This window comes from Trichocoleus sp. DQ-A1, from assembly GCF_039961955.1.
GTDB lineage: Bacteria > Cyanobacteriota > Cyanobacteriia > Cyanobacteriales > FACHB-T130 > FACHB-T130.
The window spans coordinates 1-13,619 of the sequence record NZ_JAMPKE010000063.1 but is presented as its reverse complement, the minus strand read 5'-3'; the positions used below and the strand labels follow the sequence as shown (position 1 = coordinate 13,619).

Here is a 13,619-nt window from a genome sequence, read left to right as displayed (position 1 = left end):
GGATGCGACCATTTTTGACGGTTTGAGTAGATGCACAAATGGGACAGACGGGCATAAGAGGAAAATATCACAAAGAAACTCTTCTTCTCCATCATTACATCTTGGGCACTACCCAGCGAAGTACACTTTCTTTTGTTCAAAGTTTAATAAATATCAGACTCCATCAATTTTCGTGAAGTATAGGCATCCGAGCGCATAAGCTATACATCAAAGGGATAGAAGGTATATCAGAGGGAGAAACCATGCGCCGTCCGGGTAATTCTTCCATTGTGTCAAATAACTTGCAACCATTAGCATAAGAATATTCTTTGAATACTTCTAGATTTAGCTTAGCTTCTAATACTGCTGTAATAATTTCTCCAGTACCCCATTGAAATTCATGAGACGGATAGGGATTACGAAAGTTTTCGATTCCCTTTTCATAAACCCAAGGTGTTAGCCCACCAGCCGATTGTGCTACATAATCGCTGATGCCATCTGACCAAGTTAAGGGTTGACCGTCAGCAAAATAGGGATATTTTAGCGTCCATTGTTCATCAAACATCATGGCAAATGGATGAAATTCAACTACAACTAATCGCCCATTAGGTTTTAGTATGGATGCGATACCTTTTGCCCATAAAGTAATATTAGATAGCCAACAAATTGCGCCGTAAGAGCAAAATGCTATATCAAAACGTTCGTTTGTGTTTGCTGTTTCTGCTAACCAATCGTAAATATCAGAACGATGGAATGTTGCATAAATTCCAGATGTTTGTGATAGCTTTTGAGCAAAGTCAATTGCTTCATCACTGATATCTACACCAGTTATTTTAGCACCCAATTGTGCCAAACTTAAGGTGTCCTGACCTGCGTTGCATTGGAGATGAACTAAGGATAAGCCAGCGATGTCACCTAGCAGTTCCTTTTCTTCTGGAAATAGGGTACTTCCACCTGCTTTGAAAAACTTGGCTTGGTCACTTTTATGACTGTTGTGTGCTTTGGTCGCTTCGTTCCAAGATAAGCGGTTCTCTTGGTGTAGTTGTTTTCTATTAGGTACGTCTGCCATGATGTTTGCTTAGATGCTTCTCGGTTGCTGTTGGGGTTGGTCAATATTAAAGATTTTCAGTCATATAAACTTAGCTTCGTTACATAAGCAATCGTAGACTTGTCAATCAGGACAGCCAAAAAAGCCTTAATTTATAGGCTTTCGAGCCTTAACGACCAAAATTTTTCCGTTGCTATAACTAAGCCAATAGTGGGGCAGGTCGGGAAAGTCATCTATGACGACTTGTGCTAAATGATGGCTGATGCAAATAGGCACGCTGTACCTAACGACTGATGGTTCTCTAGGTGGCGGACTTTTAGCAGCCGTTGCGTTCAATGCCCTGGTTGAATCCCTGTTAGAAAAGCCTGATTGTCCCTGTTCTCTCACTGTTCTTTGAGGTGGTAGTCTATCTAACTAAAGCTGCATTGTATACAAAAAGATTCTAGTCGTCTGTGAGACAATCGCGTTCCAGAGAACTCTTAAGGTGGCACTGTTTTCGCTAGTGTAGCCTATTTCTAAAAGAGAACAAAGATGAGTACGACCAGGATATTCAACAGTTCTAAATTTTTGCAGCCAACGGACGGGGAGCCTGTTCGTTCAGTCGTTACGGAGTCCAAGGATGCTGTCGTTGTAGCCTGGTACATCAAACCGGGACAGGAAATCCCCGCGCACATCCATCCTAATGGGCAAGATACTTGGACTGTTTTGACCGGGAAGGGAGAATATTATCTTGATAAAGCAGGCACTACGAAACCGATCGTGGCAGGAGATGTAGTAGTCGCTCATACTGGATGCGTACATGGAGTATTCAACAACGGTGATGAGCCATTAGTTTTTATTTCAGTCGTGTCGCCAGCCGATTCCGGGTATCAACTTGTCTCGTTAGAAGATTCTTTGGCTTTCCATTCCTAACCATTCAATCCACCAAACTGCATTCGACAGCAGATAATTTTAGGTGGAAGGGGTTCTCAACCCAGTTGCGGTAAACGTAGTTTGCCTCCAAGCGACAATCTCAGAAACAATGCTGATGTCTAATGGGTAAGCGACGGACTCCTAGGAATCTAAGCTTTAAAGTTTTTAGGAAAGGGTTATTGCGATCACCCCAAGTTGCTGTACTTGAATTTTTGATAGGACTGAGCGCAACTGCAATAACCCCTAAAATGTGAAGTGAATACAGTGAGACGACTGTAATTAATTTTCGATGCAGTTTGTACCCTAGCTCTTGTAGCTGGGGTATTTTTTTGCGGATCGCACCCCTGCACTATCAGGTTCCATTGAGGACCAAAAAAACCCTGACCATGATATGATACTAGGGTTTTTTTGTGCGCTAGCAACGTCGCCATATTGCGGGAAGAAGGGAATTGCTAGTTGCTAAAGCCTAAGTTTCAGTAACCTTGTAAAGGTAGGATGCTACAGCTAAATCCCAAGTTGACTGGACAAACTTTATCGGTGAGTGTTTCATTGTTTGGGAGCGAGACTCCAGCCAGATTAGTAAGTGGTGACAAGGGTCTAAGGTCGGCTATTTGATTCTCATCGAGCCAGAGGCTCGTCAGTTTGGTGAGTGTTGATAAGGGCTTGAGGTTGGCTATTTGATTGTTATGGAGGCTAAGCTGAGTCAGGTTAGTTAGAGATGATAAAGGCTTAAGGTCGTTTATTTGATTGTGAGCAAGGTCAAGTAGAGTCAGATTCCTCAGTGAAGACAAGGGCTTAAGGTCGTTTATTTGATTGTTAGCCAGGTCAAGTAGAGCCAGATTCCTCAGTGAAGACAAGGGCTTGAAGTCGTTTATTTGATTCTTATTAAGCCGGAGATGAGTCAGATTCCTCAGTGAAGACAAGGGTTGAAGATTGGCTATTTGATTGTTAGTAAGCAAGAGTTGAGTCAGTTTGGTGAGTATTGACAAGGGCTTGAGGTCGTTTATTTGATTGTTAGCAAGGTTAAGTTCAACCAGGTTTGTCAGAGATAATAAAGGCTTGAGGTTATCTATTTTATTGTTATTAAAATTGAGTCGCATTACCTTGGTCAAAGAAGATAAGGGCCGGAGGTCGTTTATTTGATTGTTAGCAAGGTCAAGTAACGCCAGGTTGGTTAGAGATGATAAAGGCTTGAAGTCGGTTATTTGATTCTTATTGAGCCAGAGTTGAGCCAAGTTGGTAAGTGTGGACAAGGGTCCGATGTCATCTATTTGATTGTTACTAAGGTCAATTAGAGTCAAGTTAGTCAGTCTAGACAAGGGTCCGATGTCATCTATTTGATTGTTACTAAGGTCAATTAGAGTCAAGTTAGTCAGTCTAGACAAGGGTCCGATGTCATCTATTTGATTGTTATCGAGCCGGAGTTGAGTCAGATTAGTGAATGATGAAAAGGGTCTGAGGTCGGCTATTTGATTGTTAGAGAGCCAAAGCTCGGTGCGAGTTGAAAGAAGTTTGTCAGCGCGCTGACAATTTTGAGTTTTTGCCACTCCCAACAAAATATCAACCGTGTGTTGTGCCTCCAGGCTCAGGTTTTCTTTATTCAAACACCAGTCAGCAAAAGTTTTAGGAGTAGTCTCTGGAAGGGCAACAGTCTCGCCAGGAGAACCGGAAACGAACAGGAAAAGCACTAGAGTAGCGAGAAGTCGGAAGGGCGGAAAAACTTGTGGAATAGTTTGGGAAATGTTCAGTTTCAAATGATTTTTGACCTTCATACATCTATCACCTTAAACAAAATTCTGCTCTGAGCTAAGGCTAACAGGAGGCTGTGAAAATGCAAAAGGTGAAAAAGTCAGTCAGCAGTTGGGAGTTTTTCAAGAGTGCGATCACGTTAGCTATCGCTTTGCTAGTCCGAAGAGATCGAGCTATAAACCACCGTTTATGAGACAAGTTTCTGAGGTTGATACAACGCACCTCAAACCTAGTATTGCCGTATCTCATAACCCATCTTTTTATCTGTGTCTCGTAAACCACTGAATAGATGGCTTATGAAATATTTCTATAAAAATTAGATATTGTCGGATCAGTTCTAGCAACCAAACTTTGAACTTGTAGAAGCCCCTCAAAAAAGCCAATTGTGAAAGATTTCAATAGTTTAACTGAGTAATTCACCTAGTCGGGGGATGTGCAATTACGAAAATTCGTTTAGCAGCTTTGTCTAGAAAGGAGTATCGCTCACTGACAAATAGCCTTTAGTTCTACAGATTTAAAAAATTTATAAATCACCTTATCTAATCCGTAAAAAATTTGAAGTTTAGGTGATAATAGCATATCTGCCAATCTCAGCGAAAGTACCGAGATCACAGCTTTATACAAACTTTATATTTTTTTTAAAGCTCTAATTGATTCCAATAGCCATAAATCAAGCAATTGAAGTAATAATAAGCTTCTAAAAATAATTCATAGGAAAATAAAGTTCCTGTTAAACTACGAAAAATTCCGGATGGGAAGCGTAGATATATACAGACAAGCCTCACTGGAATACCTGAAAGCAAGACGAAATAAATTGGTCTAGTCGCATTGGGTGCTTTTGGTATGGTTTTAGTTGCGAAGCGCAAGCAGCAACAGGAAGTATAGTTCAACGAATCACGTTAATTCCCTCTTTTTTTTCTAACCTTTGTAATTGTGGAGTTATGCATTATATGGCAATTTCAATCATCCTGAAAAAGCTATTTATCGCTACATCTGGTGCAGCTTTGCTAGTTCTGAGTCTTGGAGGTACAGTACAAGCTAAAACTTTCACCTTTAACACATCAGACAGTCTGTTTACCCCAGGAGTTGATAATCAAGGGTGGTGGAACAAGATCCCTGTTATTGGTAATACCAATACTACTAACGATAATTACTATGTTGGTAAAAACCCTCAATATGGTGAGGTTAGAAACTTTTTCACATTTGATCTGTCGTCACTTTTAGCGACAGAAACTGTCATTTCGGCTAGGTTGGAACTCAAGCGCAATTCGAGTGCAGGAGATGCCACAGAAACCTTTGGTTTATTCGATGTTTCAACCGATGCTGCCACCTTGAACAACAACACTGGTATGAATGCAGAAATTTTTGATGATCTGGGAACAGGTAAAAGCTACGGCGCATTTGAAGTGACTACCGATGGAGACTTTAATGAAATTCTCAGTTTCACTCTTAACTCAGCTGCAATTGCAGATATCAGTGCTAGTAAAGGCAGCTTTTTCTCAATTGGCGGTGCATTGTTAAGTCTTAACAATTCTGAATTCCATGAGTTTCTATTTGGTGACAGTCAAGATGCGGGTGAGCAACGGCTGATTATTGAGACCGCTCCGAAAACTACCTCCGTTCCTGAACCTGCTTCTGTATTGGGTTTGCTGAGCGTAGCGGCTTTTGGGGCTGGATCAGCTGTAAAGCACAAGCAGCAACAGAAGGTCTAGGCTAACCTCAGTTTGGGATAAGCATTGGTAGACTCAGAAAACCTGAAGTAGGCTGAGAAGGAAAGTTGCAAGCCGAGAGCGTAGTTGGTGATTGTGGATAGAAATTGATGGAGAAGCGTCAAGAAAGGGGGGGGCAAGTAAGCTGAAAAATATACAGAGATATTCAGCAACCCCCGTTAACAGCCCAGTTTAGATGCTTTGTCTTGCCAAATAGATGACTTTTGTCAAAAATTTGAACCGCAGTGGCAGCAAAAGGTTACGCTTTGCATGACCTCAAGACTCGGAAGCGAGAACGAAGTTTATGCCTGAGTGCAGTGATGACGATTCTAGTTGCTTTTCAACAAAATCATTATCGCAACTTCAAGCACTACTACAGCAGTTTGCAGGTAGATAGAGTACAAGCTATCCCCAGGGGGAAAAGCGCTTTACATCTACACCTGTACTTTACTTACTTGCAAACTGCTGTATCTTGGCTATTTTGCGTGTACTGGCGAACAGAGTTTCCGAGTCTGGCCAGCCGTTTATAAGACAAATTAAAGCATCATTTTTATTCGCTCAAGATGCCTAAGTTTCATGTTTCAGAAGTCGTCTTTTTATTCTGGCTAACTGGCAGGTTCAGTCGGCGTACTCCAATAATGATTACAGCTTAAGCAATTCCATCTTCGCTTTTTATACTTCAATCCTTTGCTATGAACCTTTACTCCTCCACAAGCTGGGCATGGAGGTTTAATTAGGTTGGGTTGTGGAGATGACTTTGCTTCCGCTGCTAATTTTCGATTGGCTGCGCGCATCTCGTTAAGTTCGTCATCTTGCAACTTAACTACCTGTTGAGTCATGTCTAACTGGTGGAAGATATCATCTCTATCGGCCTTAGTCTCAGCCAGCTTCTTCCTTACCTCCGCAAGCTTGGTTCTCAGTTCCTTGCTCTCCATGACTGCCTTTGTTCCTGCACTTTGCCTGAGAGATTTGTTCTCCTCTCTCAGGCGATTGACTCCCCCAACTGTTGCTCTACCTCGTCTAAACGATTTTCTATGCTAGACACTAGCACTAGACGTGATTCTAGTACCGCTAGACGCGACTCTATTGCTGTCGCTATTTGAGGAGATACAGCAGCTTCATCGTCCCATCCCAGCGCTGCTTTGAGGGCGTTAATTAAAAATTGATTGACGCTGGTATCCTGCTCCAATGCCGCCACTTTGACAGCTTCATATAAATCTTTATGCCCATCCAGACGCAGGTTTAGCTGAATCCTCTCTTTACCATTGCTCATACTATTTTTCTTGTACTAGACATTAACTAGACAATGGCTAGCACAAAGTCTAGCAAATGTCTAGTTAAATATCTAGCGCTTTGTCTAGTTAAATGTCTAGTTGATTGTCTAAATACTCAAAATCAAATTAAGCCAAAACACCCTCTTAGCTGAGTAGTTTGTCCCAGCAAAAGACTTCCCTAAATGGGACAATAAAAGAAGCATTAAAAAAGCGCTGGGATAAGGATTTCAGCCGCTAGATTTTATGAACCTTAAATGGGACAGATCAAACTACGAAAATCAGTCATTTACTGCCGAGTGAGTACAGGCGAACAAGATTGCGATCGCCAAGAAAAAGATTTACTCGCTTATGCGGCACGAGCAAGTTTTGAAGTGATCAAGATTTTTAGAGAGTCTGCATCAGGCTCAAAAGACGACCGACCAGAACGAAGGAAAGTTTTGGCATTAGCGCAGGCACGAAAAATTGACGCAATTCTCGTAACCGAGCTAACCAGATGGGGGCGCAGCACTATCGACCTAATTACTACACTGCAAGAATTACAAAGTCGAAAAGTGTCGCTCATCGCTCAGACTGGATTGGAATTTGACCTGTCCACACCACAAGGAAAGTTAATCGCAACCTTGATGTCAGGGCTGGCAGAATTTGAACGCGACCTAATCAAAGAGCGAGTACGGTCGGGCATGGCAGCGGCTAAATCGAGAGGTCAAAAGTTCGGTAGACAACCGGGGTACATTCCGGCTCTAGTTCGAGAAAAAGAATCAAAGGTGCTGGAGCTAATACAGCAAGGACTGTCCTACCGGAAAGTAGCCGAGTCACTGGGGCTTTCAAAAAACACCGTGATGAGAATTGTGCGGGATTCACGAGAAGCGCTGCCGAATCAAAAATAAACTCCAATAGCGCGATTACACCATTGGGCTTTCCCCAAGACCCGTCCCAATTGGGACGAAATGAGAATAATCGCCTCAAAGTCAAAGTTCAGATCCAGATGGTTGTAGCTAGGAGTACGGCTAGGAAAAGAAGAGATTTTATCCCGTTTAAGTTCTCTTGAATCTTGCATCAGGGTCACTACTTGTCAATGCCTAATTTTCCCGTCATCCACTTAACCGACTCATGAGATAGGTTATTCATCAAAAAAAGTCCTCTTATCTTCAACATTGAAAGAGTAATTGATCAGCCAAAGTTTTCTGACTTTTAAAAATAGGTTCGATGAGGGAGTAGAAAAGAGTTATTTAACTGAGCTGTTTATCAATTCTTGACCCGATTGTATTGCAAAGGTTCTGCCTATCGATAGTAGAACACTATTTATAACACTTGGTATAGTTGGTGAAAATGTACTTGATGGCTTGTGCTTCATGCCTGTAATTGACCAGTCCGACCTAACCTCTCTCGTGCGGGAAACGCGGCAACGTCTGGAACTCTCACAAACCAAGTTTGCACAGAAGCTAGGGGTTTCATTTCAGAGCGTTAATCGTTGGGAGAATGGGCGGACTAAGCCCTTGCCGATTGCGTTGAAGCAGATTGAACACTTGCTGCATCAGATGGGCGATTCTGGCAAAGATTTGCTCGTCAAATACTTCTCAAAGACTTCTGGAAGTGAGGAGGAGACCCATGAATGATAGCCTCCACAGCTCTGACTCGGATTTGGCAAAAAAAGATTCACTTCAAAGTTCGCAGGGAATTCCTGAAACGGCGTGGCGTCAAAGCCAGGAGTTTAATCAGCAGCTCCTCAACAGTAGCGATGACTGCATCAAAGTATTTGACCTAGAAGGGCGAATTCTATTCATGAGCCAAGCGGGGCAAGTGCGGCTGGGCATTCGGGATATAACCCCCTTCCTCAACACGTCTTGGGCAGAATTTTGGCAAGGAGCAGTAAAACAAGCAGCAATTGAGGCGATCGCTAAAGCAAGAGACGGCGAAGTTTGTACCTTTCAAGGAGCTTGTTTAACACTCAACGGCGAACTCCAATGGTGGGATCACAAAATTAGCCCGATTCGAGAGGCTAATGGGCAAGTTGAGCGATTGTTGTGCATTTCACGAGAGATCACGGAGCGCAGGCTCATGGAACTCGCCGTGCGCGAATCGGAAGCAAAATACCGTACGTTGTTCGAGTCAATCGACCAGGGCTTCTGCATCTGTGAAGTGCTGTTTGATGAGAAAGAGGAACCGATTGACTATCGATATCTGGAAGTGAATGCGGCATTTGAACGGCTAACCGGACTGGAGCAAGCGAGCGGTAAAACGATGCGGGAACTGGTTCCCAATCATGAAGACTACTGGTTTGAGATTTATGGCAGCCTTGTGCGAAACCGGGAACCCGTTCGCTTTGAACAGCAAGCGAGCGCAATGAACCGTTGGTTTAATGTCAACGCCTTTTGCATTGGAGCGCCACAAAGTCATCAGTTTGCTGCTTTATTTACCAACATTACCGAGATAAAGCGCATCGAAGCCGAACGCCAAAAAGTTGAGCAAGAACGCGATCGCTTTCTGGCGCTTGGGTCAGATTTGCAAGTGATTATGAGCAGCCACGGGTATTTTCACTGGGTCAGCCCCGCCTTTGAGCGCATTCTCGGCTGGACACCGGACGAAATGACCTCCCGCCCCTGGACTGATTTTCTGCATCCAGACGATATTGTCGCATCGGTCGGGGAAAGCGTCAGCGTGTTATCTGGCTCCGAAACGTTGGCATTTGAAAACCGCTATCGGCACAAAGAGGGCGACTACCGTTGGTTGCTCTGGAGAGCGCAGCCCCACTTAGAAGAACGGGTGCTTTACGCAACGGCGGTAGATATCACCGAGCATAAACAGGCAGAAGTCGCCCTGCGCCAATCTGAAGAACACTATCGCCGGTTGTTTGAGTCGATCGACGAAGGCTTTTGCACCGTTGAAGTGCTATTCGATGCCGATGGTAAGCCGGTTGATCACCGCATTTTGCAAGCGAATCCCGCATTCGAGCGGCAATCCGGCATTGCCAACCCAGAAGGCAAAACAGCAAGCGAACTCGCACCGGGACTGAAACAATATTGGAATGACCTCTACGCACAAGTCATTCACACAGGTGAGTCTATTCGCACTGAAGTGCGATCGGATGCACTCTCACGCTGGTTTGACGTTTTGATTTCGCGGGTCGGCGATGCCGCAATGCACCAGGTGGCAATCGTGTTTACCGACATCAGCGAACGCAAACAGGCAGAAGCCACAATTAGGCAACGGGAGGCGCAATTTCGCCAGCTCGCGGACGCGATGCCGCAACAGGTTTGGATAACCGATGCTGGAGGCAAAACGCAATATGTGAATCAGCAATGGACTACTTATACCGGACTGACCCTAGAGCAGACTCAAGACATTTACTATGCGCTTCAAGTAATTCATCCCGATGATTTTGAGATGACGAGTGAAATGTGGAGGACTGCGCTTGCCACAGAAATACCTTATCAAGTTGAATTTCGCTTGAAACACTGGGCTACTCAGACCTATCGTTGGTTTCTCTCGCGGGCGATCCCTATTCGTGATGAGCAGGGACAAATTGTACAGTGGTTTGGCACTAGCACAGATATCGAAGAGTTTAGACGCGCCCAGGCTGAACGAGAACAGCTCTTACAGCAAGAACAAATCGCACGCGAAGCCGCCGAGAACGCCAATCGGATCAAAGATGAATTTCTGGCGGTGCTGTCCCATGAACTGAGAACGCCCCTCAATCCCATTTTGGGTTGGTCAAAACTCTTGCAGAACGGCAAGCTAGATGCTGCCAAAACCCAGTTGGCATTAAAGACAATTGAGCGTAATGCCCAACTACAAGCAGACTTGATTGAAGATTTGCTGGATGTGTCCCGAATTCTCCGAGGCAAGCTCAACCTGAATATCAGTTCGCTCAATCTGGCCTCCATCATTCAGGCGGCGATGGAAACGGTACGGCTAGCAGCAGAAGCGAAGTCAATCCAAGTCGAGGCAAGCTTTGACCTGGATGTGGGTCTGGTTCAGGGAGATTCCGCTCGGTTGCAGCAAGTGATTTGGAATCTGCTCTCTAATGCGGTCAAGTTCACACCGGCAGGTGGACAGGTGAACATTCGGTTGGAGCGCCTTGACTCTCATGCCCAGATTACAGTCAGCGACACTGGGCAGGGAATTGAATCGGACTTTCTGCCCTATGTGTTTGACTACTTTCGCCAATCTGATGCCACCACAACCCGAAATTTTGGTGGGCTGGGATTAGGGCTAGCGATCGCGCGAAACTTAGTCGAACTGCACGGGGGGACAGTCGGAGTCGAAAGCTCAGGGACTGGGATGGGTGCAACCTTTACCGTCAAACTTCCACTTATGCCCATACAGGCAACCGCCAATCAGAGCAGTCAATCGTCAGAGCCAGCTTCTGATTTAAACGGGATTCAAGTGTTAGTCGTGGATGATGAACCGGATTCACGGGAGTTTGTGGCGTTTGTGTTGGAAGAAGCGGGAGCAAAGGTCATGACTGCAACGACTGCCGCCGAAGCTTTGACAATGCTCATGCGATTCAAGCCAACTGTGCTGCTGAGTGACATTGGGATGCCAGATATGGATGGCTATATGTTGATGCAACAGGTGAGAACTTTGTCAACAGAGCAAGGCGGACAAGTTCCGGCGATCGCCCTTACTGCCTATGCTGGGGATTTCAACCAGCAACAAGCACTAATCGCTGGATTCCAACAACATCTCTCAAAACCCATCGAACCAGATAGCTTAGTTAGGGAGATATCACGTTTACTCAATCACACCTAACCCAGTGACACAACTGCAATTAATTTTCGATGGGGTTTGTACTCCGGCTCTTGTAGCTGGGGGATTTTTTGCTCCTTCCTTCGCTTCAATTGGAGCAAAGGGCATGAAAATTTTCATTGACAAACGACTGTTTACAGGACGAATTGAAACACTTTTTCCAATTACTCGGAAGAAGTTCAGACTAAACTCATTCCCCAGCGCGAAGATGAGTGAAACACTAGCTGTTATCTTAGTTAGAAGCAAGCTAAAGCTTTGAAAATTCCGTTGCTTTCAAACTTGACGACGAAGGCAGAAAATAGCGGTTCTCTCAAAAAGATGCTTGGCGAGTGAAGGATAGAGCTTCGCGCTAAGCACGTTTTCCTTGTCGGAATCCGCTAAAACCTCCGGAGCTTAAATCATCCTGATTGAGCAGAGTTTTTACCCTATTCCATCAATCGGATAGATTTCCCCATTCTTCGCTCAGGAGAGGTAAATGCCTGGTCACGACATTATTGTTATTGGAGCTTCCGCAGAGGGAGTGGAAGCCTTAACTCAATTAGTCGCTGATTTACCGCCGAATCTTCCGGCGGCGATTTTCGTCGTCGTTCACTTTCCAGCGTGGGGTAAGAGTGTTCTGCCGCAGCTTTTGAACCGCGAAGGTTTCTTGCACGCAGACCATGCTAAAAACAACGAGAAAATTGAGCTAGGGCGGATTTATGTAGCACCGCCAGATTACCACCTGCTGGTGAAACGCGGATACATCCGTTTGGTGCAGGGGGCAAAAGAGAAAGGTACTCGTCCGGCAGTCGATCCCTTATTTCGCACCGCAGCGAGAGCGTACAAACGCCGGGTAGTTGGGGTGGTGCTGTCAGGCACCCTCGACGATGGCACGGCGGGACTGATTGATTTGAAGCGACAAGGGGGTGTGGCTGTGGTTCAAGACCTAACAGACGCCTTTTTCTCAGGAATGCCAAAGAACGCCATCGAACACACAGAGGTTGATTTTATCCTGCCGCTGTCGTCAATCGCCCCGGTTTTAGTGCGTCTAGCCCATGAACCTGTGGAAGAGGAAACAGCCAGCACTTTTGAGACGGATATCGACGTTGTGGAAGTAGATGGAGCCGCTTTACGGGAACTGAGAAAGCATGGAACCTTCTCAGGCTTTACTTGTCCAGATTGTGGCGGCAATTTGTTCCAACTAAATAAGAGCGGGTTGCTCCAGTACATCTGTCGCCTGGGGCACGCTTATTCAGTAGAGACTCTGGTAGCAGGGCAGTCCCCGGCTCAGGAGTCGGTACTGTGGGCGGCAATCCGTTCTCTAGAAAAGCGTGTGGAGCTGATGCATAAGATGGCGAAGTATTCGCGCCAGCGCAACCAAATCTTGTCAGCACAGCGTTATGAAGCAAAAGCTAAACAAGCGGAACAACGCTCGGATTTTATCCGGCAATGGCTTGATCCAAGGTGAATTCCCTGCGACAGTGCCGCTAGCCATGCGTGAGGAATCAGGGGAGAGTGCAGACGGAAATGGAAATTCGCCTTAAGTTTTACAGCGCAATCAGGCGTTTAGAGTATTAACTGTTTCAAAAGTGGTCAAGAAGAGGAGAGTTGGTGCTGGTGAGCATCATTCGACATCCTGTTCCTTTTGGTCGGGAGTGTTGCGATGTATCTAGGAGTAAAGTGCTGAGAGTTTGTATAGAATCAGCGATTACATCCCGATTTCTGTACCCAAACTTTTTTCAGCAAGTTTTTGAAACATAACCTAGAAAGTTGCTCTAGGAATCTAGGAAATATTATTAATGTGAGAATACTTCAAACCACGTTAGGATGAATACAGGATAAGGAAGCTGCTGTAGAACTTTAACTTGTTAAACGTGCGGCTTTCTATCTAGAAACTACACCTTTTGGTATTAAGATTGGGTTACTGAATCTCTTCTCCTTACTGCCGTTAGATGCCTTTTCTAACACGGCTAAATTAAGGAAACTCCTCATGTCAGTACCCAAAGCTCCTCATCAGCCGATAAAAAATCGACTTCTTGCCGCTTTGCCAGCTTCGGAGTACGAACGCCTAGTTCCCTACCTAGAACTCGTCTCGCTCCCACTCAGCCAAGTCCTCTACGAACTTGGCGTACCAATTGAATACGTTTATTTTCCCCAACAGGGAATTGTTTCTTTACTCAGCGTGCTGGAAGATGGCTCGACTGTGGAAGCTGGAATGGT

10 protein-coding genes and 3 pseudogenes are annotated in these 13,619 nt (G+C 44.9%); 9 read left to right on the top strand and 4 right to left on the bottom strand.

Annotation, left to right across the window (positions count from 1 at the left end):
* Positions 1 to 163: 163 nt before the first annotated feature.
* Positions 164 to 1,048: a class I SAM-dependent methyltransferase gene (locus NDI33_RS27545; RefSeq protein ID WP_190674011.1), complete on the bottom strand. Its 885-nt coding sequence runs from the start codon at positions 1,046 to 1,048 to the stop codon at positions 164 to 166.
* Positions 1,049 to 1,274: 226 nt separating this feature from the next.
* On the opposite strand from NDI33_RS27545, the pseudogene NDI33_RS27540 reads away from it, so the two are divergent.
* Both NDI33_RS27540 and NDI33_RS27535 read left to right on the top strand, forming a co-directional pair.
* A pseudogene (locus tag NDI33_RS27540) lies at positions 1,275 to 1,424 on the top strand (MerR family transcriptional regulator); the annotation flags it as partial.
* Between the two features lie 134 nt (positions 1,425 to 1,558).
* Entirely contained in the window at positions 1,559 to 1,939 is a 381-nt protein-coding gene (locus NDI33_RS27535; protein ID WP_190674007.1) for a cupin domain-containing protein, read from the top strand.
* A 473-nt stretch (positions 1,940 to 2,412) separates the two neighbouring features.
* Here NDI33_RS27535 and NDI33_RS27530 read toward each other — a convergent pair whose 3' ends face one another.
* Positions 2,413 to 3,711 carry a leucine-rich repeat domain-containing protein gene (locus NDI33_RS27530; RefSeq protein ID WP_190674004.1) on the bottom strand — a complete coding sequence of 433 codons (1,299 nt, stop codon included), beginning with the start codon at positions 3,709 to 3,711 and terminating at the stop codon, positions 2,413 to 2,415.
* Between the two features lie 927 nt (positions 3,712 to 4,638).
* On the opposite strand from NDI33_RS27530, the gene NDI33_RS27525 reads away from it, so the two are divergent.
* Together NDI33_RS27525 and NDI33_RS27520 are read left to right on the top strand one after the other, a co-directional pair.
* Complete coding sequence (locus NDI33_RS27525) at positions 4,639 to 5,400, top strand: PEP-CTERM sorting domain-containing protein (protein WP_199302348.1); 762 nt, start codon at positions 4,639 to 4,641, stop codon at positions 5,398 to 5,400.
* A gap of 198 nt (positions 5,401 to 5,598) precedes the next feature.
* Positions 5,599 to 5,774 (top strand): annotated as a pseudogene (locus NDI33_RS27520) (IS982 family transposase); the annotation flags it as partial.
* Positions 5,775 to 6,379: 605 nt separating this feature from the next.
* Here the strand turns inward: NDI33_RS27520 and NDI33_RS27515 are convergent.
* On the bottom strand, positions 6,380 to 6,670 hold the full coding sequence (locus tag NDI33_RS27515; protein ID WP_190673991.1) for a hypothetical protein: 291 nt from the start codon (positions 6,668 to 6,670) through the stop codon (positions 6,380 to 6,382).
* Between the two features lie 255 nt (positions 6,671 to 6,925).
* Between NDI33_RS27515 and NDI33_RS27510 the strand changes: the two genes are divergently transcribed.
* On the top strand, positions 6,926 to 7,558 hold the full coding sequence (locus NDI33_RS27510; RefSeq protein ID WP_190673989.1) for a recombinase family protein: 633 nt from the start codon (positions 6,926 to 6,928) through the stop codon (positions 7,556 to 7,558).
* Here NDI33_RS27510 and NDI33_RS27505 read toward each other — a convergent pair.
* Positions 7,549 to 7,728, bottom strand: coding sequence for a hypothetical protein (locus tag NDI33_RS27505; RefSeq protein ID WP_190673986.1), 180 nt, complete (start codon positions 7,726 to 7,728; stop codon positions 7,549 to 7,551). The two genes, NDI33_RS27510 and NDI33_RS27505, sit on opposite strands and share 10 nt — an antisense overlap.
* Before the next feature lie 295 nt (positions 7,729 to 8,023).
* Between NDI33_RS27505 and NDI33_RS27500 the strand changes: the two genes are divergently transcribed.
* The 4 genes and pseudogenes from NDI33_RS27500 to NDI33_RS27485 all read left to right on the top strand — a co-directional run.
* Positions 8,024 to 8,287, top strand: a complete 264-nt coding sequence (locus tag NDI33_RS27500; RefSeq protein WP_190673984.1) for a helix-turn-helix transcriptional regulator — start codon at positions 8,024 to 8,026, stop codon at positions 8,285 to 8,287.
* Positions 8,280 to 11,423, top strand: a complete 3,144-nt coding sequence (locus NDI33_RS27495; protein ID WP_190673982.1) for a PAS domain S-box protein — start codon at positions 8,280 to 8,282, stop codon at positions 11,421 to 11,423. Before NDI33_RS27500 ends, NDI33_RS27495 begins: the two co-directional genes overlap by 8 nt.
* A gap of 472 nt (positions 11,424 to 11,895) precedes the next feature.
* On the top strand, positions 11,896 to 12,867 hold the full coding sequence (locus NDI33_RS27490) for a chemotaxis protein CheB (RefSeq protein WP_190673981.1): 972 nt from the start codon (positions 11,896 to 11,898) through the stop codon (positions 12,865 to 12,867).
* A 522-nt stretch (positions 12,868 to 13,389) separates the two neighbouring features.
* Positions 13,390 to 13,619 (top strand): annotated as a pseudogene (locus tag NDI33_RS27485) (Crp/Fnr family transcriptional regulator); the annotation flags it as partial.

What these genes read in the sequence shown, in the direction of transcription:
- NDI33_RS27545 (WP_190674011.1), bottom strand. Translation starts at nt 1,048, where the DNA reads ATGGCAGACGTACCTAATAGAAAACAACTACACCAAGAGAACCGCTTA.
- NDI33_RS27535 (WP_190674007.1), top strand. Translation starts at nt 1,559, where the DNA reads ATGAGTACGACCAGGATATTCAACAGTTCTAAATTTTTGCAGCCAACG.
- NDI33_RS27530 (WP_190674004.1), bottom strand. Translation starts at nt 3,711, where the DNA reads ATGAAGGTCAAAAATCATTTGAAACTGAACATTTCCCAAACTATTCCA.
- NDI33_RS27525 (WP_199302348.1), top strand. Translation starts at nt 4,639, where the DNA reads ATGGCAATTTCAATCATCCTGAAAAAGCTATTTATCGCTACATCTGGT.
- NDI33_RS27515 (WP_190673991.1), bottom strand. Translation starts at nt 6,670, where the DNA reads ATGAGCAATGGTAAAGAGAGGATTCAGCTAAACCTGCGTCTGGATGGG.
- NDI33_RS27510 (WP_190673989.1), top strand. Translation starts at nt 6,926, where the DNA reads ATGGGACAGATCAAACTACGAAAATCAGTCATTTACTGCCGAGTGAGT.
- NDI33_RS27505 (WP_190673986.1), bottom strand. Translation starts at nt 7,728, where the DNA reads ATGCAAGATTCAAGAGAACTTAAACGGGATAAAATCTCTTCTTTTCCT.
- NDI33_RS27500 (WP_190673984.1), top strand. Translation starts at nt 8,024, where the DNA reads ATGCCTGTAATTGACCAGTCCGACCTAACCTCTCTCGTGCGGGAAACG.
- NDI33_RS27495 (WP_190673982.1), top strand. Translation starts at nt 8,280, where the DNA reads ATGAATGATAGCCTCCACAGCTCTGACTCGGATTTGGCAAAAAAAGAT.
- NDI33_RS27490 (WP_190673981.1), top strand. Translation starts at nt 11,896, where the DNA reads ATGCCTGGTCACGACATTATTGTTATTGGAGCTTCCGCAGAGGGAGTG.